21 protein-coding genes are annotated in these 23,481 nt (G+C 37.9%); 10 read left to right on the plus strand and 11 right to left on the minus strand.

Going from position 1 to position 23,481, the window contains the following annotated elements:
- Nucleotides 1-84: 84 nt before the first annotated feature.
- Nucleotides 85-1,488, minus strand: coding sequence for a sodium:proton antiporter NhaD (nhaD, locus tag F580_RS0101700; protein ID WP_019025965.1), 1,404 nt, complete (start codon nucleotides 1,486-1,488; stop codon nucleotides 85-87).
- 270 nt (nucleotides 1,489-1,758) lie between these two features.
- Between nhaD and fadR the strand changes: the two genes are divergently transcribed.
- Entirely contained in the window at nucleotides 1,759-2,472 is a 714-nt protein-coding gene (fadR, locus tag F580_RS0101705; protein WP_019025966.1) for a fatty acid metabolism transcriptional regulator FadR, read from the plus strand.
- A 39-nt stretch (nucleotides 2,473-2,511) separates the two neighbouring features.
- Here the strand turns inward: fadR and F580_RS0101710 are convergent, their stop codons facing one another.
- From F580_RS0101710 to F580_RS0101720, 3 genes are read right to left on the minus strand one after another with little or no spacing between them, the layout of a single operon-like run.
- Nucleotides 2,512-4,050: a SpoVR family protein gene (locus F580_RS0101710; protein WP_019025967.1), complete on the minus strand. Its 1,539-nt coding sequence runs from the start codon at nucleotides 4,048-4,050 to the stop codon at nucleotides 2,512-2,514.
- A gap of 19 nt (nucleotides 4,051-4,069) precedes the next feature.
- Nucleotides 4,070-5,347, minus strand: coding sequence for a YeaH/YhbH family protein (locus F580_RS0101715; RefSeq protein WP_019025968.1), 1,278 nt, complete (start codon nucleotides 5,345-5,347; stop codon nucleotides 4,070-4,072).
- A gap of 54 nt (nucleotides 5,348-5,401) precedes the next feature.
- A complete protein-coding gene (locus F580_RS0101720) occupies nucleotides 5,402-7,336 on the minus strand; it encodes a PrkA family serine protein kinase (RefSeq protein WP_019025969.1) in 1,935 nt (644 codons plus the stop codon).
- Between the two features lie 519 nt (nucleotides 7,337-7,855).
- On the opposite strand from F580_RS0101720, the gene hppD reads away from it, so the two are divergent.
- Nucleotides 7,856-8,911: a 4-hydroxyphenylpyruvate dioxygenase gene (gene hppD / locus F580_RS0101725; protein WP_019025970.1), complete on the plus strand. Its 1,056-nt coding sequence runs from the start codon at nucleotides 7,856-7,858 to the stop codon at nucleotides 8,909-8,911.
- A gap of 128 nt (nucleotides 8,912-9,039) precedes the next feature.
- Here the strand turns inward: hppD and can are convergent, their stop codons facing one another.
- Nucleotides 9,040-9,654 carry a carbonate dehydratase gene (gene can / locus F580_RS0101730; protein WP_019025971.1) on the minus strand — a complete coding sequence of 205 codons (615 nt, stop codon included), beginning with the start codon at nucleotides 9,652-9,654 and terminating at the stop codon, nucleotides 9,040-9,042.
- A 133-nt stretch (nucleotides 9,655-9,787) separates the two neighbouring features.
- Between can and F580_RS0101735 the strand changes: the two genes are divergently transcribed.
- Entirely contained in the window at nucleotides 9,788-10,066 is a 279-nt protein-coding gene (locus F580_RS0101735; RefSeq protein ID WP_019025972.1) for a peptidylprolyl isomerase, read from the plus strand.
- A gap of 20 nt (nucleotides 10,067-10,086) precedes the next feature.
- On the opposite strand, the gene F580_RS25830 is transcribed toward F580_RS0101735, so the two are convergent.
- Together F580_RS25830 and F580_RS0101745 are read right to left on the minus strand one after the other, a co-directional pair.
- On the minus strand, nucleotides 10,087-10,254 hold the full coding sequence (locus F580_RS25830) for a DUF2897 family protein (RefSeq protein ID WP_019025973.1): 168 nt from the start codon (nucleotides 10,252-10,254) through the stop codon (nucleotides 10,087-10,089).
- A gap of 217 nt (nucleotides 10,255-10,471) precedes the next feature.
- Nucleotides 10,472-11,071, minus strand: coding sequence for a PilZ domain-containing protein (locus F580_RS0101745; RefSeq protein ID WP_026301183.1), 600 nt, complete (start codon nucleotides 11,069-11,071; stop codon nucleotides 10,472-10,474).
- A gap of 453 nt (nucleotides 11,072-11,524) precedes the next feature.
- Between F580_RS0101745 and F580_RS0101750 the strand changes: the two genes are divergently transcribed.
- The 3 genes from F580_RS0101750 (at nucleotide 11,525) to lolE (ending at nucleotide 15,000) form a co-directional block, all read left to right on the plus strand.
- A complete protein-coding gene (locus F580_RS0101750) occupies nucleotides 11,525-12,805 on the plus strand; it encodes a lipoprotein-releasing ABC transporter permease subunit (protein ID WP_019025975.1) in 1,281 nt (426 codons plus the stop codon).
- A gap of 172 nt (nucleotides 12,806-12,977) precedes the next feature.
- A complete protein-coding gene (lolD, locus tag F580_RS0101755; protein ID WP_019025976.1) occupies nucleotides 12,978-13,739 on the plus strand; it encodes a lipoprotein-releasing ABC transporter ATP-binding protein LolD in 762 nt (253 codons plus the stop codon).
- Entirely contained in the window at nucleotides 13,732-15,000 is a 1,269-nt protein-coding gene (lolE, locus tag F580_RS0101760; RefSeq protein ID WP_019025977.1) for a lipoprotein-releasing ABC transporter permease subunit LolE, read from the plus strand. The genes lolD and lolE overlap by 8 nt, the downstream gene beginning before the upstream one ends.
- A gap of 929 nt (nucleotides 15,001-15,929) precedes the next feature.
- On the opposite strand, the gene F580_RS0101765 is transcribed toward lolE, so the two are convergent.
- The gene (locus F580_RS0101765; protein ID WP_019025978.1) at nucleotides 15,930-16,511 is read right to left on the minus strand and encodes a Fe-Mn family superoxide dismutase; all 582 of its coding nucleotides are present in this window, start codon (nucleotides 16,509-16,511) and stop codon (nucleotides 15,930-15,932) included.
- A 297-nt stretch (nucleotides 16,512-16,808) separates the two neighbouring features.
- Between F580_RS0101765 and grxD the strand changes: the two genes are divergently transcribed.
- Both grxD and F580_RS0101775 read left to right on the plus strand, forming a co-directional pair.
- A complete protein-coding gene (grxD, locus tag F580_RS0101770) occupies nucleotides 16,809-17,174 on the plus strand; it encodes a Grx4 family monothiol glutaredoxin (protein ID WP_019025979.1) in 366 nt (121 codons plus the stop codon).
- 87 nt (nucleotides 17,175-17,261) lie between these two features.
- The gene (locus F580_RS0101775) at nucleotides 17,262-17,867 is read left to right on the plus strand and encodes a peroxiredoxin (protein WP_019025980.1); all 606 of its coding nucleotides are present in this window, start codon (nucleotides 17,262-17,264) and stop codon (nucleotides 17,865-17,867) included.
- 107 nt (nucleotides 17,868-17,974) lie between these two features.
- On the opposite strand, the gene rnt is transcribed toward F580_RS0101775, so the two are convergent.
- Nucleotides 17,975-18,685: a ribonuclease T gene (rnt, locus tag F580_RS0101780; protein WP_019025981.1), complete on the minus strand. Its 711-nt coding sequence runs from the start codon at nucleotides 18,683-18,685 to the stop codon at nucleotides 17,975-17,977.
- A 230-nt stretch (nucleotides 18,686-18,915) separates the two neighbouring features.
- On the opposite strand from rnt, the gene F580_RS0101785 reads away from it, so the two are divergent.
- Together F580_RS0101785 and F580_RS0101790 are read left to right on the plus strand one after the other, a co-directional pair.
- The gene (locus F580_RS0101785) at nucleotides 18,916-19,812 is read left to right on the plus strand and encodes a flagellar protein MotY (RefSeq protein ID WP_019025982.1); all 897 of its coding nucleotides are present in this window, start codon (nucleotides 18,916-18,918) and stop codon (nucleotides 19,810-19,812) included.
- Nucleotides 19,813-19,988: 176 nt separating this feature from the next.
- Entirely contained in the window at nucleotides 19,989-21,878 is a 1,890-nt protein-coding gene (locus F580_RS0101790; protein WP_019025983.1) for a M1 family metallopeptidase, read from the plus strand.
- A gap of 126 nt (nucleotides 21,879-22,004) precedes the next feature.
- Here the strand turns inward: F580_RS0101790 and F580_RS0101795 are convergent, their stop codons facing one another.
- The gene (locus F580_RS0101795; RefSeq protein WP_019025984.1) at nucleotides 22,005-22,469 is read right to left on the minus strand and encodes a hypothetical protein; all 465 of its coding nucleotides are present in this window, start codon (nucleotides 22,467-22,469) and stop codon (nucleotides 22,005-22,007) included.
- A 257-nt stretch (nucleotides 22,470-22,726) separates the two neighbouring features.
- Nucleotides 22,727-23,476 carry a sulfate transporter CysZ gene (gene cysZ, locus F580_RS0101800; protein WP_019025985.1) on the minus strand — a complete coding sequence of 250 codons (750 nt, stop codon included), beginning with the start codon at nucleotides 23,474-23,476 and terminating at the stop codon, nucleotides 22,727-22,729.
- Between the last annotated feature and the right edge of the window lie 5 nt (nucleotides 23,477-23,481).

Raw genomic sequence — 23,481 nt, forward strand, 5'->3', positions numbered from 1 at the left:
GTATTTCTTTAAGGTAAAGGTGATTTATACCCATCACACCTCAAGATGCAGCTTGAAGTGTACTGGGTATATATATGTAAGTAGTTATGAATTAATCAATAAGTGTACATAAATGCTGGCTGCGTAACCTAAGGCAATTACTGGCGTCCACTTTAAATGACTAAAGAAAGTATAATAACCACGAGCTTGCCCCATTAACGCAACGCCTGCAGCAGAGCCAACTGATAATAAGCTACCACCAACACCCGCTGTCAATGTCACTAGCAACCACTGAGTTTGATTCATATCAGGGTTCATCGTTAGCACGGCAAACATAACCGGGATGTTATCAACGATAGCCGATAAAAGTCCCACTAAAATGTTGGCGTTGGTAGCACCTAATTCACCATACATAAACTCTGATGCCATACCAAGGTAACCAAGGAAGCCTAAACCACCAACCGCTAGAATAACACCGTAGAAGAAGAACAAGGTGTCCCACTCGGCTTTAGCAATTTTGTCAAAGATATCAAAATCATCTGTCCTTGTACGACCTGCAGGAACGTCTGAGGTGGTAAGTTTACCTTGACCTGATTTCTTAATGTAATAACCAAAGAATTTCAGATAAGCTAAACCTAACATCATGCCAAATACTGGCGGTAAGTGCAGGAAGTTATGAAAGGAAACAGCGGTCAGGATGGTTAGCATAAATAAGCCAACAATCACTAAACCACCTGTTTTAATGGGGGTGATTTTATTTGAGCTTGATGTAGGACTTCCTTTAGGGATGAAGAATTGCATGATAAATGCAGGAATAACAAAGTTAACAACAGCAGGTAAAAACAAAGAAAAGAATTCAGTGAACTCGAGAATACCTTTCTGCCAAACCATTAAGGTGGTGATATCACCAAAGGGACTGAATGCACCACCAGCGTTAGCACCAACAACAATGTTTACACAGCTCATGGCAACAAACTTAGGCTCGTCTTTACCAACTGCTAATACCACAGCACACATAATAAGTGCTGTTGTTAAGTTATCGGCAATGGGTGAGATAAAGAAAGCTAAAATACCCGTGATCCAAAATAAGGTTTTATAGTTATAGCCTTTTTGTATTAATACATCACGAAGGGCATCAAATACATTGCGCTCTAAAAGTGCATTGATATAGGTCATCGCCACTAGTAAGAAGAAGAATAGTTCGGCGTATTCAAGGAAGTTATGACGAATGGCGACTTCTGCAGCATGAGGCATGCCGTTTGCATTATAATAAGCGGCAATTAAAATCCAAATAAGTCCCGCAGCAAGTAAAACCGGCTTTGATTTTCGTAAATGTAATTGTTCTTCTAAAATCACCAGTGAATAGGCAAGAACAAAAATAGCGATAGCAGTATAGCCAATCCAGTGATTGGTTAAGTCAACGCTCTGGTGAGCCGCTTCTGAGGCAACAACTAGGCTTGGGAAAAGCACAGCTGTTAACGCCAGTAAAACGTATACAAGTGGTTTCATGTTATTCTCTAAGTGGACTGTAAAGTTATTTGCTAAATTAGCGACTATTATTCGGCGGGGATTCTAACAAACTTTTAACAGATTGACACAAAAATGGTATTGAAATTAATCAACAAAATTGATATTAGTTAGTTGATTGATTTATAACAAGCTATGGCCACCTATTCATTTCAACAGCTTGTATCTCTGTCGCGCTTGTGCATAAATTAACTTCTGGTACAATCATTTGATAAGTATATCCCTTTTCACATTATCAGGTAATTATAGTCAATGGTCATAAAAGCAAAAAGCCCAGCAGGATTTGCCGAACAATATATCGTTGAATCTATTTGGAATGGTGGATTTCCTCCTGGCTCTATACTACCAGCAGAGCGTGAGCTCTCGGAACTAATTGGGGTGACACGAACCACGCTTCGAGAAGTTTTACAACGCTTGGCTCGAGATGGTTGGTTGAAGATACAACATGGTAAGCCGACCAAGGTTAATAATTTTTGGGAAACATCAAGCTTAAATATTCTGGAAACTTTAGCGCAATTAGACCAAGAAGGCATCCCAGATCTCGTTGATAACTTGTTGTCGGCTCGTACCAATATAAGTGCTATCTATGTTCGTGGCGCGATTAAAAATAACCCTGAAAAAACAATCGAAACTTTGCAAGCGTATAGGGATATTGAAGATACCGGCGAGGCTTTTGCACAGTTTGATTACCAACTAAATAAAGACTTAGTGGTCGCTTCTGGCAACTCAATCTACTTATTAATACTCAATGGTTTGGGTGGTTTGTATTCTCGAATTGGTAACTTGTATTTTGCTCACCCGAAAGGGCGTGAAATTTCTAGAACATATTATCAAGCGCTTATAGAACTGGCCCAAGCGAATCAATATAATGAATCAATCTCAGCCGTTAGAAAGTACGGTGTTGATTCAGGTGCACTTTGGAGCGAGCTTAAAGAAGACGTTTTAAAAGAGTTATCCAACGACTAATCGCTTAAAAGTAATTATCCCGGGTAAAATAAAGACGATTTAATCGTCTTTATTTTTTTGTGGGCAACGGGCAATAATCTTATCTTCACCAGATTGACTCTCTTGAATTATTTTTACATCGAAATGCCATAGATAGTGCAGGTGTTTCAATACCTCATCCTTAGATTTCCCTAACTCCACACCATTATGTGGGGTGTACCTCAGCGTTAACGCGCGATCACCATCAATATTAGCATCAACTATTTGTATGTTTACCTCAATATTACTAAGGTTATATTGGTTTGCTAGATTTTGACGGACTTTTTTATAGCCTTGTTCGTTATGAATAGCACCAATTTCAACATAATTATTATCACTGTTATCGTGGATATGAAACAATTTAAAGTCTCGTATAAGTTTTGGTGACAGATATTGGCTAATAAAACTTTCGTCTTTAAAGTTCTCCATGGCAAAATGTAGAGTATCTAGCCAGTTACTTCCCGCTATTTCAGGAAAGTATTCTTTGTCCTCTTCAGTAGGGTGTTCACAAATACGCCTAATATCAATAAACATTTTAAAGCCTAACGCATAGGGATTTATACCCGAATAGGACTTACTATTATAGTCTGGCTGGGCAACCACATCGGTATGGCTGTGTAAAAACTCCAACATAAACTTATCGGTTACTAAGCCCTCATCATATAGGTGATTTAAAATTGTATAATGCCAAAAGCATGCCCAACCTTCATTCATTACCTGGGTTTGTTTTTGAGGATAAAAATATTGTGATATTTTTCTGACAATCCGGACAATTTCTCTTTGCCAAGGCTCGAGTAGCGGGGCATTTTTTTCTATAAAATATAAAATATTTTCTTGAGGCTCTTTAGGGAATTTATATTTATGCTCGTTTGCTGGTTGCTTTTTTTTTGGCACAGTACGCCACAACGCATTTACTTGTGATTGTAGGTATTCAGCACGTTCAGTTTGTCTTTTCAGTTCTTCATCTAAGGATATTTTTTGTGGCCTTTTATATCTATCGACACCATGACTCATTAGCGCATGGCAAGCATCTAGCGTGGCTTCGACGTCACTAATGCCGTATTTTTGCTCACATTGGGAAATATAATTTTTAGCAAATAATAAATAATCGATAATAGAGCTAGCGTCAGTCCAAGATTTGAATAGATAGTTACCTTTAAAAAAAGAGTTATGGCCATAACAAGCATGCGCCATAACGAGTGCTTGCATAGTGAGGGTGTTTTCTTCCATTAAATATGAGATGCACGGACTCGAGTTAATAACTATCTCATAGGCTAGTCCCATCTGACCACGTTGATAATTCTGCTCTGTTTGGATAAATTTTTTACCAAAAGTCCAGTGACTATAGCCAATGGGCATACCCACACTGGCATAGGCGTCCATCATCTGCTCTGCGGTAATAACTTCTATTTGATTGCTATAAGTATCTAAGCGATAAAAGTCAGCAACTCGGGCTATTTCTTGCTGATACTGGCCAAGTAACTCAAAAGTCCAATCAGGCGTATCGTCTAGCGGGGTTGTTGTGATTTTTTGTATTGCTTCATTATCGTTATTCGTCATTAATCACCCCTTTGGTTTGTTAAGCGACAGTGCGAGTACTCTTTTTAAAAAGCTCTCTAAAGACAGGATAAATATCTGCTACTGATTTTATATGCTGCATGGCAAAATTAGTGTGAGATGCCTCAACCTGCAAGTAATGCTTCCATAGTGTTTGATGGGCTCTTTGGGTTATTTCTATATAACTAAAATAACGACTTTTGGGCAATATCTTTTGCTCTAATAGCGCTTGGCAGCGGGGGGAATCGTCGGCCCAGTTGTCTCCATCAGATGCTTGGGCGCCATAAATGTTCCATTGACTATCGCTATAGCGCTCACAAATAATATCATTCATCAATTCGATGGCACTTGATGCAATGGTTCCGCCTGTTTCTTGTGAATAGAAAAATTCATGTTCATCTACTTCTTTTGCCTGAGTGTGATGTCTGATATAAACCACATCAATATTCTTATAAGTACGGCTAAGAAATAAGTAAAGTAAGATATAAAAACGTTTAGCCATTTCTTTAGTGGCCTGATCCATTGAACCTGATACATCCATTAAACAAAACATCACCGCTTTTGAGGTGGGAACGGCTTGCTTAGCGAAATTACGAAATCGTAAATCAAAAGTGTCAATAAAAGGGATTTTGGCGATTTTAGCTTTTAACGTCTTGATTTCACTGGTTAATTCACGTTCTTGTTGGATATGGTCATGTTTGTCGTTGTTTAAAAGCAGTAGTTCTTGCTCAAGCTTTTTCAACTTCTTACGTTTTGAAGAGCTCATCGCGATACGTCGAGCGATAGACCCTTGTAACGATTTGACAATATCAATATTTGAAGGCATGCCTTGAGCACAAAAACCACTGCGAACTGTTTTATACTCAATTAACTTATCTAATTGGTTTTTCTCTAGGTTAGGCAGCTCTAAGTCTTCAAAAAGCAGGTTTAAGTACTCTTCTTTAGAAATTGAGAAGGTAAATTCGTCTTCACCCTCACCACTATCACTCGCGTCACCTGGACCTCCACCTTGGCCTTGTTGCTTGGGTGGACGAGGGATTTGATCACCTGTGGTAAATTGGTCATTACCTGGGTGCACTCTATCTTTAATACCGCCATCACCTTGATGGAAAAAAGGCTCAGATAAATCTCGCTTAGGGATCACTATATTTTCACCCGAGTCTATATCTGTCACGCCCCGTTGATTTATGGCATCAGCAACCGATTTCTTAATTTGGTTTTTATAACGTCTTAAAAAGCGTTGTCGATTTACGGTACTTTTATTTTTACTATTTAGACGTCGATCAATAAAGTTGGCCATGTATTCTCCTTATCTCTTTTGCTGCGTGTATTCAAATTGCCAAAGAGATACCACTTAAGAAGACTTTCTTACTCGTAAATACCACTCAGATAATAAGCGTACTTGTTTTTGAGTGTAGCCTTTTGTCATCATTCGTTGTACAAAGTCATCATGCTTTTGTTGATCATCAGTAGATGTTTTAGCGTTAAAGGAAATAACAGGTAATAAATCCTCAGTATTGGAAAACATTTTTTTCTCAATAACGGTACGTAGTTTTTCATAGCTAGTCCAAAGCGGATTTTGACCATTATTATTTGCTTTGGCTCGTAAGACAAAATTGACAATTTCATTTCTGAAATCCTTCGGGTTACTAATTCCTGCAGGTTTTTCAATTTTTTCTAACTCTTCATTAAGGGATTGGCGATCAAATAATTGACCGGTTTCAGCATCTCTATACTCTTGGTCTTGAATCCAAAAATCAGCATAAGTCACATATCGGTCAAAAATATTTTGTCCGTATTCTGAGTAAGACTCTAAGTAAGCTGTTTGAATTTCTTTACCAATGAACTCTATATATTGGGGGGTCAGATAGCCTTTGATAAACTCCATATAGCGCTCAGTGATTTCTTTGGGAAGTTGCTCTCGTTCAACTTGCTGTTCTAAAACATAGAACAGGTGAACGGGGTTTGCAGCAACTTCAACACTATCGAAATTAAAGACTCGGGATAAAATTTTAAAAGCAAAGCGGGTCGACAGGCCCGACATACCCTCATTCATACCGGCATAATCACGGTATTCTTGAAAAGATTTAGCTTTAGGGTCAGTATCTTTTAACGTCTCACCATCATAGACTCTCATTTTCGAATAAATACTGGAGTTATCAGGATCCTTTAAACGTGATAATACCGAGAATTGCGCAAGGATGTCTAAAGTGTCTGGGGCGCATTGTGCCGTTTTTAATTCGCTGTTCTCAAGTAGTTTTTTATAAATATTAACTTCTTCAGAAACACGCATACAGTAAGGCACTTTAACGATATAGACACGGTCTAAAAATGCTTCGTTATTTTTGTTATTTCTAAATTTTTGCCATTCAGATTCATTGGAGTGGGCAAGTAAAATCCCGTTAAAAGGTAGCGCTGAAAGTCCCTCTGTGGGGTTGTAGTTACCTTCTTGGGTTGCCGTCAGTAATGGATGTAGCACTTTAATAGGTGCTTTAAACATCTCAACAAATTCCATCAACCCTTGATTAGCACGACACAAAGAACCTGAGTAGCTGTAAGCATCGGCATCATTTTGAGCAAAATGTTCAAGTTGCCTAATATCTACTTTACCAACGAGGGCGGAAATATCTTGATTATTATCATCCCCAGGCTCTGTTTTCGCTATAGCAATCTGATCTAAAATAGAGGGGTACACTTTGACGACTTTAAATTGAGCAATATCACCTTTAAATTCATGTAAACGTTTTGCAGCCCATGGAGAAATGATATTGTTTAAATACCTTTCTGGGATGTTGTATTCATCTTTGAGAATTTTACCGTCTGCATTAGCATCAAACAGACAAAAAGGGTGATCATTTACCGGACTACGTACGCCATTTGCACTTAACACATAAATAGGTTTTTTTTGCATTAGGGCTTTTAATTTTTCCGCTAATGAGGACTTACCACCACCGACAGGCCCTAATAAATAGAGAATTTGTTTATGCTCTTCTAATCCCTGTGAGGCGTGTTTTAGATAAGAGACTATCTGCTCAATTGCTTCCTCCATACCGTAAAAATTCTTAAATGCAGGGTAGCGTTTAATTACCCGGTTAGAAAACAACCTACTGAGTCTAGGGTCTTTGGCTGTATCTACCATCTCTGGTTCACCAATGGCAGCTAATAAGCGTTCCGATGCACTTGCGTAGGCTAGCTTATCCTCTTTACAAAGAGTTAAAAACTCTTGTAAGCCAAACTCTTCTTCTTGAGCCTGTTCATAACGGGTTTGGTAATGTTGAAAAATACTCATAACTTCCTCCAAAAATTCACAATGCTATCCATTAAGATAATTAGTAACAGCCAGAACCTAACCGCTTGTAAAGGAAAAGTAAAAAGCACTTGCTATATTTTAAGGTTAGTTGTTCCTGCTGATATTGCTAAGAAATTTCCGTAATTAAATTGTAATCCTAAGAAAGAAATCAAGCTGATTTTACAGAGGATTTATATTTAAGGGGTAAAGTTAGGCCATGGATACTGACTATGACCTTATTTTCCGGCAAGTTAGCTTAGCCTGGTATTAGCCTGGTTTAGTTAAACCGAGAGATATAGTAACCATTTCAGCTGTTAACACATCACCTGTAATTTATTGTTTACACTGTGCTGATAGCGCCTATATAGCCTTGTTAGCCGTAAGCTGGTTTTTTCAATGAAACCTCGTACAACTTTTGTTACAAGCGCTTTAATTCCCTCTACAGGCCAGGGGTTTCGCTTAGCTCGTTTGCCCTTGATAATAGAATTAATATTGAAATAGATTACAAGAGAAATAATAATGACTGACAGCAAGAATCCATTAAAACTATGTGGTATTGAGTTTACTGAATATGCCACACCTGACTCTGACTTTATGGAAAAAGCTTTCTATGGCTTTGGTTTTTCAAAAACTAAAAAAATGAAAGGGCGAGATATTGAGTACTTTAATCAAAATGATATTCACTTTTTATTAAATAAAGAAAAATCGGGCTTTTCTAAGGAATTTGCTAAAAGTCATGGTCCTGCTATCTGTTCTATGGGTTGGCGTGTTGAAGATGCGGATTTCGCTTTTAATGAAGCCGTAAAACGTGGTGCTAAATCAGCTGCCAATGAAGCCAATAAATTACCTTACCCAGCAATTTTTGGTATTGGTGACAGCCTTATCTACTTTATCGAGAACTTCGCGACAAAAGGTAAGAATAAAGGTTTGATTTATGAAACTGACTTTGAAGCGCTTGCTGAGCCCGTTATCGTTGAGGATAAAGGATTTTTAGCCGTTGATCATATGACTAACAATGTTCGTCAAGGCACCATGCATAAATGGGCTGATTTTTATAAAGAAGTGTTTGGCTTTACTGAAGTACGTTATTTTGACATCAAAGGTGTTAAAACAGCCTTGATATCTTATGCGTTACAGTCACCTTGCGGTAAATTCTGTATACCAATTAATGAAGGTAAAGGCAGTACCAACAATCAAATTGATGAGTATTTAAAAGAATATAATGGCCCTGGCGTCCAGCATTTAGCGTTTATTACCGATGACTTAGTGGGTTCATTAGACAAACTTGATAGTTCGATTATTGATACGCTCAATATTGTGCCTGAGTATTATGATGAAATATTTGACCGCGTACCTTGGGTAAAAGAAGATAAAGATAAGATTAAAGAGCATCAAATTTTGGTTGATAGCCAAGGTGAAAATACTTACTTATTGCAAATATTTACTAAAAACTTATTTGGTCCAATTTTTATTGAAATGATCCAGCGAGTTAATGATCAAGGTTTTGGTGAGGGTAATTTTTCAACCTTGTTTAAATCAATTGAGTTAAACCAAATGGAACGTGGCGTTTTATAAGCTGAATTCAAGTAATAAAGCTCGTATATTTTTGATAAAAAAACCAGCAAGCTGAATAAGTTTGCTGGTTTTTTTGTGGTTGTTTATTCTTTATTATTCTAAAGGTAAATAGCTCGTGTAGTAAATGGTTACTTACTGGACTTGGTATTACTATTGGCAGATACTTTTAAATCTTTTAAAATACCATCGTGTAAGTTGTAGACAACGCCATGTACGGTAATATCTTGATTTTTCCCCCACGCGCCTACGAGTGTCGTGGTATTACATATATTGGCTACTTGCTCGATAACATTGAGCTCACACAATAAGTTAATACGCTCTTTCCCATCAGTAAGCTGGTCCATTTCTTCTTTATGGAAACGATAAACATCTTCTATATGGCGTAACCAGTTGTCTATTAAACCATGACTTTTATTATCAAGTGCGGCGCTAATACCCCCACAACCATAATGACCACAAACAATAATATGCTGCACTTTCAATACATCAACAGCATATTGAATAACCGATAAACAGTTTAGGTCAGTATGAATAACTTGGTTGGCAATATTACGATGTACAAAAACTTCACCAGGCTGCATGCCCAATAGATCATTGGCAGGTACGCGTGAATCAGAGCATCCTATCCATAAATATTTTGGTGATTGCTGTTCAGATAAGCCTTGAAAAAATTCTGGATCTTCTTTGGTGATTTTTTCTGCCCATTGTTTATTATTATCAAACAGGTGTTGTATTGTTTTCATAAGTATAAATCACGCCGAGTAGTTAAATTGCATGACATTTTATGTCATGAAAAAGGTAAGTTAAAGTAATTATTTGTAACCAAGTTGTCTTTGTATAATAGCGACAATCCTAAATTATTAAGGTGGAATTCATATGGCTAGTGCATGTGCAGTACATATTTTAGTTAAAACTCAACAACAAGCAATGGAAATAAAGGCACTACTTGACAAGGGAGGGGACTTTGCTGCCCTTGCTAAAAAATACTCACTTTGCCCATCAAAGAAAAAAGGTGGTAACTTAGGGGAGTTTCGCCGCGGCCAGATGGTCAAAGCTTTTGATGATGTCGTCTTTAAAAGACCCATTTTAAAAGTACATGGACCAATAAAAACAAAATTTGGTTATCATTTAATTAAAACACTGTACCGAAGTTAATAATACAAGGAGGCATTAGCTTACTTTCGTTGCTGATCTTCTTTATCTTGTGCTTCATTTCGCTTCTTAATCTTTGTTAGTTGCTCGGCTGTTAAATTGAAGTTACCCGATGATTTTTTTAATACTAAAATACCACCGACGATAATTCCCAAGGCTAGCGCGATAATTATTATTGCTGTTATAGACATATATTCTACCCCCGTAATTGATTACTTTAATGGAAAATTGTAGCAAATATAATGCTATACAGGTAATTTATCCTATTATATAAAATGTTTACTATGTAAGTTCATTCAAAAATAATAGAGTGAAACCCCTGCTCAACATCAAAATATTGAAGCCCTTAATTAAGCGTCAACACAGACCAATAATTTAGCCAATACTTTTACCAGTCAAACTTAGTCGCTACTCACTGCCTTGATTACGTAATTTAGCCAACTTTTGTAATTGCTTAGACTGCTCATGTAAGCTAGTGCGAACTAATATTTCTCGGTCTTCCTCACGAATAAAGTGGAAAGTTATTTTATGGGAAAACTGTTTATCAGTTAATTCAACGTCGATGACTTCACCATAACAATAGACGGCACAATTATTTTCCAATAAAAACACTTTTAACTCCAGTAACTGGCCAACATTAAAAGCGTTAGGGGCTGTTATTTTTATACCGCCACCACCAAACTTAGTGCCAGTATACCTATGTTGAACATCATCTTGCTGACTTAAGATGTAGCCAATGAGTAAATCAATTTTTTGTGATTGTTGATTAAGGAAGCCTACGAGTTGCGAAGCACTATTGCCTAAATTCTGTAAAGATCTTAGCGCTGATTGATCTATGGTATTCATCTCGGTCGCTAATTTAAATGTCATAGGAATATTAGCGGTAAATTGCTCAAAACTGCAGGCATCTTTTTCAGTAATGTTGATGATGTTAACGGAGAACTCATGGTCAATGGCAAAAAACTCGTGATACTGTGTTAGTTTTTGTTCAAGGGTTAGAGTATTCATGATAAGTAGTTCCATTTGAAAAGCAGTGGTTTTATACCCGTTATCAATCAAGATGCAGGTTTCAGAGTGCTTGAGCAGTTTCAATTCAAGGCGCTGTGATGAAATAATGGTTATTCCCTTTAAGTCACAGCAACGATGAAGTGATATTGCTCAAGCACTTCTACGATGGGTTTAAAATGACTTTAGACTGCGTTAAATAATCAAACCATAGAGTGACTATGATGAAATTATTTACCTTGCCTAAAGTTATTTTAATTCCCACTGAAATCCTGCACTTTGAATGGTAATGGGTATATATTTATAAAAGTTTATGAAAAATAAAGCAGTAGCAGAACTTATAGCAGAAATTAACCACTATAAATATCCCCATGGCTATTTATCTCAGACAATTTTAGCGACTGTGTTATGCTACAATTACCTTAAATAAGCAGCAATTAAAATAATAATATCTCAATGTTTCAACCTATTAGTATCTTCATCGGACTACGCTATAGTCGCAGTAAAAGCCACACCGGCTTTGTTTCTTTTATTACTTTTTTTTCTACTGTCGGTATTCTACTAGGAGTCGCGGCTCTTATTACCGTTGTTTCTGTGATGAATGGTTTTGAAGGTGAACTTAAAAAACGTATATTAGGCATAATTCCCCATGTCATTGTCAGTGATTTTTCTGATAACAAAACACTATCACAGCAAAGTCCACACTGGGCTGCCTTAAGAAATGAGCTACTGGCCCAGCCCCATGTTTTACACGTTAGCCCTTTTCTTGAGAGTGAAGCTTTGATCCAGTCAGCAAAAGCATTACAAGGTGTTTTGATACAGGGTATTGTACCAAGTTTTGAGAAAGAAAATATTGTTAATACTCATATGGTTGCTGGCAGTATGGCAAGCTTAAGTAAACAAAGTTACTCATTGGTCATTGGGCAATCATTAGCTAATAAGCTTCAGGTAAGTCTTGGCGATGAAGTACGCTTAGTGCTACCTAATAAAAGCGTATTTACTCCGATGGGTCGTATGCCGGTGCAGCGAGTTTTTAGTATTGTTGGGATTTTCCATATTGGCTCACAAGTGGATGATGCAATGGTTTATGTTGATAGCCGTTATGGCGCTAAACTGCTGAGGCGAACGGGTGATGGTATAGACAAATTACGTCTGTATTTAGATGATGCTTTTAATGCCAAGAAAGTAGTGGCAGCGCTAGAACGTCAACAAGACTCTGAACGTTTCACCAAGCAAGGAAGTAAAACGCTTTCGGCTGTTAATTTCAGTACTTGGGATGAGAGCCAAGGAGCGCTTTTCGCTGCAGTTAAAATGGAAAAGAATATGATGTGGCTAATGCTGAGTTTAATTGTCGCCGTTGCCGCTTTTAATATTGTGTCGGCGCTGGTCATGGTTGTTGTCGAAAAACAGGCAGAGATTGGTATATTACAAACGCTTGGCTTAGCACGGGTAGATATAATCAAAATTTTCATTACCCAGGGAATGGTGAATGGCTTATGGGGCGTTAGTTTAGGCGGAGTTCTTGGTATAGTGCTGGCATTAAACTTAAACGATATTATGTTAGTGATAGGGGTCAACCTCTTTGGTTTTGGCATGCAAGATTTACCAGTAAGCCTTCAATGGTTTGATGTGCTAAGCATTATACTTTCAGCATTGGTGATGAGCTTCCTTGCCACGCTTTACCCAGCATATCAAGCTTCTACAACTCTACCTGCCCAGGTATTACGCAATGAATAATACCAGTTTCATTAAGTTTGTAATCTTGTTGTGCACAGGAAAAATAAATCAAAGCAAGGCGCTCGATTGAGTAATAGCTGGCTATTGGGATTGAGAGCAACGCCGCCTTGGCGTATTTTACCCCGCACAAGTGGGTAATAATTTAATGAAATTGGTATAAGGTTATAAAATAATGAGTAAAGTATTACAGTGTTGTCAGTTATCAAAATCTTATAAGCAAGGTGACATTGAGACTACCGTATTAACTAATTTAGAGTTAAGTGTTGAGAAAGGTGAACTACTGGCAGTCGTTGGCAGTTCAGGTTGTGGTAAAAGTACTTTTTTACATCTTGCCGGCGCTTTAGATACGCCAAGTTCAGGGCAAGTACTTATCAATGGTATTGATATTCATCAATTATCGGATAAAGAAAGAGCCAAATTTAGAAATCAACATATTGGTTTTATTTATCAATTTCACCATTTGATGATGGAGTTCAGTGCGCTAGAAAATGTTGCTATGCCATTAATGATCCGAGGTGAAAAACCCAAACAAGCACTGTTAGCCGCTAAGAACATGCTTGAACAGGTTAGCTTAAGCCACAGAATTGATTACCGACCTTCACAATTATCTGGCGGCGAACGTCAACGTGTAGCGATTGCTCGCGCATTGGTTACTAAACCATCGTTAGTGTTAGCTGATGAACCAACGGGGAATTTAGATAGCGATACCGCAGAACAAATTTATCAACTGATTCGTAGCTTGAATAAATCCGCTCAGACCAGTTTTGTTATCGTAACTCATGACTTAGTACTAGCGAGCCGTATGGACAGGCAAGTAAAGTTAGTCCAAGGGAAATTATTAGCTATGGCAGAGCCAAACGAGGTAACGAGCAGTCTCAAAAAATCGAGTAGCCATGAAGATAACGATACACAGGTAAAAGAACGCCATGTTTAAACCATTAAGTCTATTTTTGGGATGGCGTTATGTTCGCAGCCGACACGGTAACGGGTTTTCTGCTTTTATCTCTGCTTCATCTATTATTGGCATTGCGTTAGGGGTAACGGTACTTATCGTGGTACTTAGTGCTATGAATGGCTTTGAGAGAGAGTTATCGCAAAAGCTGCTTTCGATAGTACCACACGTTGAATTAGTGAGCGTTAATGAGCCGATAAGAGATTGGCAGAAAAGCATTGAAAAAGTAGTGAGAAATTCTGAAGTCGAGGCCGCTGCCCCCGTTATTAATATGACGGGTATGTTACAAAATGGTCTGAAACTAAAAGCCGTAGAAGTAAGAGGTGTTGATGCGGTACTTGAAATGCAAGTATCGAGTATTGACCAATATATCATCGCAGGTAAGTGGCAGAGCTTAACAACGACAGAGCAAAATAAAAATACCATTATTATTGGTAGTGGTGTGGCAAAAAAACTGTCGGTAGAGTTTGGTGACAAAATACAATTATTGTTACCGCCACCAGAAGGGGCAGGGGATGTTAAACAATTGTTCTCTTCACCGATTAGCCAGCAAGTAGAAGTGGTTGGTATATTTAAGTTTGGCGGTACCATAGATGATACCTTAGCTTATATTCCCCTTGCGCAGGCAAGCGATGTCATGGGATATAAGCCCAATGAAACACAGAGCATACGTTTAAAAGTTACCGATGTTTTTAGGGCGCCAAAAATAGCTCGTAAAGTTGCCTATGATTTTGATCACTATGTCTATATTCATAATTGGACTCGCACTCAGGGGCATCTATTTAATGATATTCAATTAGTTCGAATGGTGATGTTTATTGTTTTAGTCTTAGTCATTGGCGTCGCAAGCTTTAATATTGTTTCAACGTTAATTATGGCGGTTAATGAGAAACAAGGTGATATCGCTATATTGAAAACCATGGGTGCTAGTTCAGCAACGATTATGCTGGCTTTTATTACTCAAGGTTTGGTTAATGGTGTGCTTGGTAGCCTATTAGGGGCCGTTTGTGGTGTCTATTTAGCATTAAACTTAACGGCAATTATTAGTGCCTTAGAACAATTGATAGGGACAACCTTTCTATCGGGTGATGTATATTTTATTAATTATTTGCCGAGTGTCTTACATGCTAGCGATGTTTATGCCACGGTTATCACCGCACTTATTATGAGTTTGTTGGCAACGTTATACCCCGCTTGGCGAGCGACCAAAGTCGAGCCTGCTCAAGTGTTAGGTCAACAGTAGCCCCTTCCACACTCAGCCCATTGTGTTCGGGCTAAAAAAAAAGACAAAAAAAAGCCCGCAACTTAGTGCGGGCCAACTCAAATATCAAGTTGATATAAGGAAGTTAAATTCCAAAAACATGTCAGAGAGAAAAGATAGTCACTATCATTTCAAGTAATCCGGTTAATAATAACTCTTTGGGAGAAGAGATATTATTGCGCTAACTCAGAAAACAAAGCCATTATAAGAAGCGTCAACTCATCCGACAAGCTAAAAAAATTCAAATTTCACATTAGAAAAACTAATACATAAGTTTGCTTTGTTAGTTTAGTGTGATTTAGTGACTAATTATTCATATTTATTGCTGCACCCGTAGTGTATGGGTATAAAGCTGAATGGTTATGCGTTTTCACTATTTTATGGATGACCTTCCTCTCTCGATTGAGTGGTTATTCATTATATTATTTATGGGTGTTTTATAAGTTAATTATGAATTTTTGTGAAGTATTTGGTGTTGTTACACCGTGACGGTAGTTAAGGGGCGTTATTTGAAGGCTCACATGACGGCTAACATTGCTTATAAAAAACGAGCAAGCATACTGATACCAATCCATCTAAAGAAGTGACCACTTAGAACGACATGGGCGAAATGAGAAAAAGCAAAATATGTTTAGGTATTATTCTACATCAAACAAATTTTGTGCCTTTATCATGATGCCCATGCGTTCCCGAAGGGCGAGTTTTAAAGGCTTATATGCTGCGTTATTAATTTTAACAATAGAATAACTATTCTTTGCAATCAATGCCTTGCCTCTAAACCTTTAAATTCTCGCTAAGCGATCACTTTCTTAGATGGAATGGTATAACTAAGCGCTTTAATTTATTGATAAAAAAAACCTAACAACGCCTAGGGCATGTTAGGTTTTTTGTCTTTCATCTAGGTTTTACGCTTAGCTAAAGTTAGCTTGAGCGAAATCCCAGTTAGCTAATGCCCAAAAACCCTTAAGGTATTCAGGTCTTACGTTGCGGTAATCAATGTAGTAAGCATGTTCCCATAAATCTACAGTGATCAATGGAGTCACACCATCATCAGTCAATGGTGTTGCTGCATTTGAAGTGTTTACAATCGCTAAACTGCCGTCAGCATTCTTCACTAACCAAGTCCAGCTTGAACCAAAGTTATTGATAGCGCTATCAGTGAATTTTGCTTTAAATTCAGCAAAAGAACCGAAGTTACTAATGATTGCAGCTAATAAATCACCTGTTGGCTCACCGCCACCATTTGGGCTTAAGCTGTTCCAATAAAAAGTATGGTTCCATATTTGTGCTGAATTGTTGAAAATACCAGCTGAAGAGCTTTTAACAATTTCTTCTAAGCTTTTATTTTCAAACTCAGTGCCGCCAATTAAACCATTAAGCTTAACAACATAAGTATTGTGATGCTTACCATAATGAAATGATAAAGTTTCTGCTGAAATATGTGGCTCTAATGCATTTTGCTCATAAGGTAATGCAGGTAGTTCGATGGCCATTTTACTCTCCTAGTTATAATTCTAATTTTCCACCAAAAATAGGTGTGTTTTCATATAAACTTGAGTAAAATACTCAAGTATTATTTATTCAGGTCATAGACATATATAGGGATTGTTCGAGTAATTTTCAAGCCTATATATCTTAAAATCAACAGCTAAGCCAATTTTGAGGCTAGTATTTATTCTATTCACTTGTATTGAAAGCGTTAAAAATAGTTGAAAACTTATTTTTTAACACCATATGTAAGGTAACTCAATGCAACTGAATAGAATAAGCATTAATTAATAGAGGGTATTATGGATACAATTGAGCGCATTAAAGAACAAATTAGCGAAAATACAATTTTGCTATATATGAAAGGGTCTCCTAAATTACCAAACTGTGGCTTTTCATCACAAGCATCACAAGCATTAATCTCTTGTGATGAAAAATTTGCTTATGTTGATATTTTACAGAATCCAGATATTCGTGCAGAATTACCTAAGTATGCTGATTGGCCAACCTTCCCACAATTATGGGTTGAAGGCGAGTTAGTGGGTGGTTGTGATATTATTATGGAAATGTTTCAACAAGGTGAATTACAAACCTTAGTGAAAGCAGCCGCGGCAAGAAATGCCTCAGCAGAAGACAGTTCAGCAGGCAATAGTCCAGCAGAAGCATAATCTTAACTGATTGATATTTAACTATCTGCGACAATGTTTGTCGGCAGGTAATTAAACTTTTTAACACAAATAAAAACGGAGCATAAAATGAGCGTATTAGTTGGTCGTCAAGCACCAGACTTCACTGCAGCGGCAGTCCTAGGTAATGGCGAGATTGTAGATAGCTTTACATTAAGCGAAGTAATTAAAGGTAAAAAAGCAGTAGTGTTTTTCTATCCATTAGATTTTACTTTTGTTTGTCCATCTGAGCTTTTAGCTTTTGATCACCGCATGGAAGAGTTTAAAAAGCGTGGCGTAGAAGTGATTGGTGTTTCAATTGATTCACAATTCTCTCATAACGCATGGCGTAACACACCAGTAAATGAAGGTGGTATTGGTCCAGTACAATACACTTTAGTTGCTGATACTAAACATGAAATCTGTAAAGCGTACGATGTTGAACATCCTGAAGCCGGTGTTGCATTTCGTGGTTCTTTCTTAATTGATGAAGAAGGCAATGTACGTCATCAAGTAATCAACGACTTACCACTAGGCCGTGATGTAGATGAAATGTTACGTATGGTTGACGCTCTACAATTCCACCAAGACCATGGCGAAGTTTGTCCTGCAGGTTGGAAGAAAGGCGATAAAGGTATGACAGCGTCTACTGAAGGCGTAGCTGCTTACCTTACTGATAATGCTGATAAATTATAATTTTTGCTAATATTTGGATTAGTTATTTAAACTAATTCTCTTTATTGCAAAAACAAAAAAAACCGCGTAAGCGGTTTTTTTTTGCCTAAATTTTGTCAAGGTAGTTTCTACTGTACGTTAGTTTCAGTGTCAGCAGCAGTATCGGCTAGCGGCCAACCACCTAAAGCGCGCCATTTATTGACAATATGGCAAAAAAGCTCAGCAGTCTTTTCGGTATCGTATAGTGCGCTATGTGCTTCATCATTATTAAAATCAATATTGGCTGCTATGCATGCTTTGGCTAATACGGTTTGCCCTAAAGCAAGACCGGCAAGCGTTGTGGTATCAAAACTGACAAAACTATGGAAAGGACTGCGTTTTATTTTGCAGCGCTCGGTCGCAGCATTTAAAAAGCCTAAATCGAAGGCGGCGTTGTGAGCAACAATGATTGCGCGCTGACAACCCGCAGCTTTCATTTTTTTACGTACCATTTTAAAGAGTGTTTTAAGTGCCTCGCCTTCATCAACTGCGCCACGGAGTGGGTTAGTTGGGTCTATACCGGTAAATTCTAGCGCTTTGGGCTCAAGGTTAGCGCCTTCAAAAGGCTCTATGTTGAACTGTATTGTTTCATCAATAGAGAAATCACCACTGCTTTCATCTAGATGCAGCACTGATGCGGCAAGTTCAAGCAATGCATCTGTTTGGGCATTAAATCCGGCAGTTTCAACATCAATAACAACAGGGAAGTAGCCTCTGAATCGTTGAGCAAAGGCACTCTTGCTCTGTTCTTTATTGGCGGTGTTTTTTTTCTGGGTTTCTATAGATCTTGGTTCAGACATTGGTCACTATGTAATAAAGATAGATAATTTATGGGAGGGATTATCGCAGAAAGTTAATTTAAAAACGACAACGAAAGTCGTTTCTTCATCAATCAGGCACTTTTATCTCATTAAAATCGACATTTCCTGACAAAATGCTAAAGTTATTTAAGTTTAAGGCGATAGCTTTATATATCTAATACAGGCTAAAGTACTGTTGTCTGTTCTCACTCTCAACATTGTGCAACATCATGAAAAAAATAGTCGCATTAATAAATTTTATAGTTCTTGTTCTAGTCAGTTTAACGGCTAGTTTACTTGTTAGTGAAGCCCATGCGGGTATTCGTCAGTATAGTGCTGATATTCATAACTCAAAATGGCAATTATCTGACGATTCGCGCTTACAATGCACCTTAACTCATCAAATCCCTCGTTATGGCGAAGCACGTTTTTCTGCGAAAGCCAGCCGTAAACTTAATATGGAATTTGAGCTAGATATGATGTTGTTGCCGGATAATTATTCTTTAGCGGAAGTGCGCAGTGTTGCGCCCAATTGGCAACCCGGCATTGGCTCACGTATTTTAGCAAATATGCAATTGCACAAACAATTTAACCCGAGTCTACCGAAAAAAGTGGCTTGGACTATGCTCAGTGAACTTGAGCAAGGCATGAGCCCAACTTTTTATTATAATGATTGGTATAGTGAGCAAGACAAAATATCGGTTGGCTTATCAACCGCGCGCTTTAAAAATGCTTATAAAGACTTTGTTGGTTGTGTCGGTAAGCTACTCAATTATAGTTTTGATGATATTGCCTACACCGTACTTAATTACCAATCGAGTAGTGATAAATTTACTAAAGCTTCGCAACGACGTATCGATATGATCCGCGAATATTTGACTCTAGACCCAGAATTAGAATTAGTGTTAATTGACGCTTACTCAGATAGTTATGGTGGCCGTTGGTCAAACTTGAAATTATCAGAACGTCGAGCGATAAAAATAAGAGACTACTTTGTCGACAACGGCATTGACGTTAGTCGCATTGAAGCGAAAGGTTACGGCGAAAAACGCCATATAGCCTCAAATGCTACTACTTTAGGCCGAGGGAAAAACCGCCGAGTTGTTATTCAAATGCAGAAGCCGTAGCCATTTAGCTACTTTGCCGAAGCACTGTAAATAAAACTTGCTATAAAATGCATAGCTAACTATAAAAAAAATAATATAAAGTATTGAACAGGCCTGTAGATTCAAAGTAATCTACAGGCCTGTTTTGTCTGTGCTTTATTTAGGTACGGCTTTCTATTCTTAAGGTATAAAATGTAATGAAACATTTTTCAAAAATATGCTTGTTACTCAGCTCTTTTGCTGTGTCTGCAGCGCCAGTTACTTGGGCAAATGAAGGGGTAACTCATCAACATGCTAAGGTATCTCAATTAACGGATGCATATACTTATGCTAATTATGATCAAGTCAAAGCGACGCATGTCTATTTAGATCTTAATGTTGATTTTGATAAAAAATCATTGTCTGGTTTTGCTGAGCTCTCACTGGCTTGGACTACTGATAAAAAAGCACCATTAATTTTAGATACTCGTGACCTGGTTATCCATTCAATATCAGCAAAAAACACCCAAGGCCAGTGGGTAAAAGTAAGCTATGATTTAGCCAAACGTGATGATGTCTTAGGTAGTAAGCTAACCATCGATACGCCACTTAATGCGGAAAAAGTACGTATTTATTATAACTCTACTGAAAAAGCCTCAGGTTTACAGTGGTTATCAGCAGAGCAAACTGCCGGTAAAGACAAACCCTTTTTATTCAGTCAAAACCAAGCTATTCATGCTCGTTCATGGATCCCTATCCAAGACACACCAAGTGTTCGGGTAACTTATACCGCACGTATAACTACCGATAAAGATTTATTAGCGGTGATGAGCGCTAATAATGAACCGGGTACTGAGCGTGATGGTGATTATTTCTTCTCTATGCCGCAAGCAATCCCCCCCTATTTAATTGCAATTGCTGTGGGTGATCTTCAGTTTAAAGCGATGAGTCACCAAACCGGTATTTATGCTGAGTCTTATATTTTAGATGCTGCTGTTGCAGAATTTGATGATACCCAAGCGATGATTGATAAAGCGGAACAAATGTATGGAAAATACCGTTGGGGTCGTTACGATTTATTGATGTTACCACCAAGTTTTCCTTTTGGCGGCATGGAGAATCCACGACTTTCATTTATTACCCCAACCGTTGTTGCTGGTGATAAAAGCTTAGTAAACTTAATTGCTCATGAACTAGCTCACTCTTGGTCAGGAAACTTAGTGACTAACGAAAGTTGGCGTGATTTATGGTTAAACGAAGGTTTTACCAGTTATGTTGAAAACCGTATTATGGAAGCCGTTTTTGGTAAAGAGCGTGCGGTAATGGAACAAGCACTTGGTGCGCAAGACCTAAATGCGGAACTTCTCGAGCTTGATGCTGGTGATACCCAGTTATATATTGATTTAAAAGGCCGAGATCCTGATGATGCTTTTTCGGGTGTGCCTTATGTAAAAGGTCAGTTGTTTTTAATGTATCTTGAAGATAAGTTTGGTCGTGAGCGTTTTGATGCTTTTGTTTTAGAGTATTTTGAAAGTCATGCCTTCCAAAGTATTGGCACCGCAAGTTTTATTAAATACTTAAAAGCTAACTTAACCGATAAATATCCAAATATTGTTAGCGATAACGAAATTAACGAGTGGATTTTTAAAGCAGGTTTACCTAGCTATGCACCACAACCTACGTCTAATGCGTTTACCGTTATTGATAAGCAAATCACCCAACTGGTTGCGGATGAATTAACTTTAGCGCAACTACCTACTTCGCAGTGGACTTTGCATGAATGGTTGCACTTTATTAATAACCTACCTTTAGATACTGCCCATGAGCGTATGGTGAGTATAGATAAGGCGTTTGATTTAACTAATAGCACTAATGCTGAAATTACTCATGCTTGGTACTTATTATCAATACGTACTGGTTACAATGAAGTTTACCCGGCAATGGCTGAGTACTTAAAAAGCATTGGCCGTCGTAAACTCATTGTTCCTTTGTACAAAGAGTTAGCGAAGAAGCCAGAAAGTAAAAAATGGGCTCTGGAAGTTTATCAACAAGCTCGTCCAGGTTACCATGGCCTAGCACAAGGCAGCGTTGACGATGCTTTGAAATAACTTTGCAGTGATGTTGAAGTAGTAGGGTAATTTTTTATCCTAAAATAAAAAGGCTCAATGTGAAAAACATTGAGCCTTTTTTATTATTTCTTCAAATTAAGTTTCTTCAAATTTATTCTCTTTAAATTAATTTTTACTTTCAATAATTACATCAACTTGGCGTTTGTTATCCTGCTGGGAAATAGCAACACGCATGGTTTGTTCACCTTGTTGGTATTTTAAGGTTAACCGGCCATATTTACGAACTTCAGAGTAAGCCTCGCCAAACGCTTGTTGGTAAAAGTCGATAACTTGCGCTTCAGTTGACTTGGTAAAATAGTTAATTACCGCAGGTAATGAATCGGTAAATTCAGCAAAAACTTGCGCATCGGCTAAAACCGGAATATCAATAACACCATTATCAATGACAGTGCTAGAGACTTCTTCATACTCTTCAATGACTTCAATGACTTCCTCTTCCATCACTGGCTCTACAATAACCGCCTTTTGAACCGGCTGCTCTTCAATCTCTGGTGTTGAAGAGCATGCACTAACGGCCACTGCAATTATACTCAGTAAGGTAAAATGCTTAACAGCTTGTTTTACTTTCATTTAAGGCACTTCCGTTTAAGTTTGATTTTATAGTTTTAAATATATACGATTTTTGTCACGAATACCAAATCCATTAAGTTATTATCCACTCAGAGCTTGCTAGCGACTTGAGAATAAATAGAATTCATTGGAATTGGTATATCACGATAAATGCAGAAAAAAGTGCACAAAGGCTAATACTCCACTTTGATCTGTATACTTTTTGATAACTCCAATGTAGTCAGCTTTGTATCGTCTTGCGCAACGTTGTTATGGCGTTACGATACTTTATCTTGGTAGTAATCTACCCATAAAGCAGTGGCGCCACATATTGCCACCGGCATGACGATGAGGTTTACAATGGGGATCATGGAAAAGACAGCGACGGTAATACCAAAGCTATAACTGAGCCCCTTGTTCTGTTTTAGTATTTGTTTCATTTGAGCAAAAGGTATTTTGTGATTATCAAAGGGATAATCTTTGTATTGTATTGCCATCATCCAAGCAATAAATAAAAACCATATTATTTGGCCAAAAACGGGTAAAACCCATAAAATAATAAAAAAGCCAATAGCACGGGGCAAATAATAGCTAAGCTTTTGCCATTCCCTCTTTAAGGTTCTTGGAATATCCTTGACGATATCGAACATATTGCCTTTAGGTGTCGGCTGACCCAGCAAAATAGCTTCCATTTTTTCAGAGAGTAAGCCATTAAAGGGTGCCGCTAGCCAGTTAGCCACGGTACTAAAAATAAATGAGAATATGATTAACACTGTCAGCACGGCCAAGGGCCAAAGGATAACACTGAGCCAATCAAGCCAGTTTGGTAGCCATGCCATAATGCTTTGCATGGTGTTACTTAATTCTAAATAGACAAAGTAAAAAGCAATACCAAAAAGTAGCACGTTAATGGTTAAAGGGATAAATACAAAGCGACGTACGCCTTTTTGCCTGATCAGGCTAAAGCCTTTAAAAAAATAGCTCGCGCCACTGTGTTCAAAAGGCGCAGGTTTTGATGAATGCGGCATAGGGT

This window comes from Colwellia piezophila ATCC BAA-637 (genome assembly GCF_000378625.1).
Taxonomy (GTDB): Bacteria; Pseudomonadota; Gammaproteobacteria; order Enterobacterales; family Alteromonadaceae; genus Colwellia; species Colwellia piezophila.

Coding starts and splice junctions, on each gene's coding strand:
- F580_RS0101750 (WP_019025975.1), top strand. CDS start 11,525: ATGTTTCAACCTATTAGTATCTTCATCGGACTACGCTATAGTCGCAGT.
- F580_RS0101785 (WP_019025982.1), top strand. CDS start 18,916: ATGAAAAAAATAGTCGCATTAATAAATTTTATAGTTCTTGTTCTAGTC.
- F580_RS0101795 (WP_019025984.1), bottom strand. CDS start 22,469: ATGAAAGTAAAACAAGCTGTTAAGCATTTTACCTTACTGAGTATAATT.
- grxD (WP_019025979.1), top strand. CDS start 16,809: ATGGATACAATTGAGCGCATTAAAGAACAAATTAGCGAAAATACAATT.
- lolD (WP_019025976.1), top strand. CDS start 12,978: ATGAGTAAAGTATTACAGTGTTGTCAGTTATCAAAATCTTATAAGCAA.
- F580_RS25830 (WP_019025973.1), bottom strand. CDS start 10,254: ATGTCTATAACAGCAATAATAATTATCGCGCTAGCCTTGGGAATTATC.
- nhaD (WP_019025965.1), bottom strand. CDS start 1,488: ATGAAACCACTTGTATACGTTTTACTGGCGTTAACAGCTGTGCTTTTC.
- lolE (WP_019025977.1), top strand. CDS start 13,732: ATGTTTAAACCATTAAGTCTATTTTTGGGATGGCGTTATGTTCGCAGC.
- F580_RS0101720 (WP_019025969.1), bottom strand. CDS start 7,336: ATGAGTATTTTTCAACATTACCAAACCCGTTATGAACAGGCTCAAGAA.
- F580_RS0101715 (WP_019025968.1), bottom strand. CDS start 5,347: ATGGCCAACTTTATTGATCGACGTCTAAATAGTAAAAATAAAAGTACC.
- hppD (WP_019025970.1), top strand. CDS start 7,856: ATGACTGACAGCAAGAATCCATTAAAACTATGTGGTATTGAGTTTACT.
- F580_RS0101745 (WP_026301183.1), bottom strand. CDS start 11,071: ATGAATACTCTAACCCTTGAACAAAAACTAACACAGTATCACGAGTTT.
- fadR (WP_019025966.1), top strand. CDS start 1,759: ATGGTCATAAAAGCAAAAAGCCCAGCAGGATTTGCCGAACAATATATC.
- cysZ (WP_019025985.1), bottom strand. CDS start 23,476: ATGCCGCATTCATCAAAACCTGCGCCTTTTGAACACAGTGGCGCGAGC.
- rnt (WP_019025981.1), bottom strand. CDS start 18,685: ATGTCTGAACCAAGATCTATAGAAACCCAGAAAAAAAACACCGCCAAT.
- F580_RS0101735 (WP_019025972.1), top strand. CDS start 9,788: ATGGCTAGTGCATGTGCAGTACATATTTTAGTTAAAACTCAACAACAA.
- F580_RS0101710 (WP_019025967.1), bottom strand. CDS start 4,050: ATGACGAATAACGATAATGAAGCAATACAAAAAATCACAACAACCCCG.
- can (WP_019025971.1), bottom strand. CDS start 9,654: ATGAAAACAATACAACACCTGTTTGATAATAATAAACAATGGGCAGAA.
- F580_RS0101790 (WP_019025983.1), top strand. CDS start 19,989: ATGAAACATTTTTCAAAAATATGCTTGTTACTCAGCTCTTTTGCTGTG.
- F580_RS0101775 (WP_019025980.1), top strand. CDS start 17,262: ATGAGCGTATTAGTTGGTCGTCAAGCACCAGACTTCACTGCAGCGGCA.
- F580_RS0101765 (WP_019025978.1), bottom strand. CDS start 16,511: ATGGCCATCGAACTACCTGCATTACCTTATGAGCAAAATGCATTAGAG.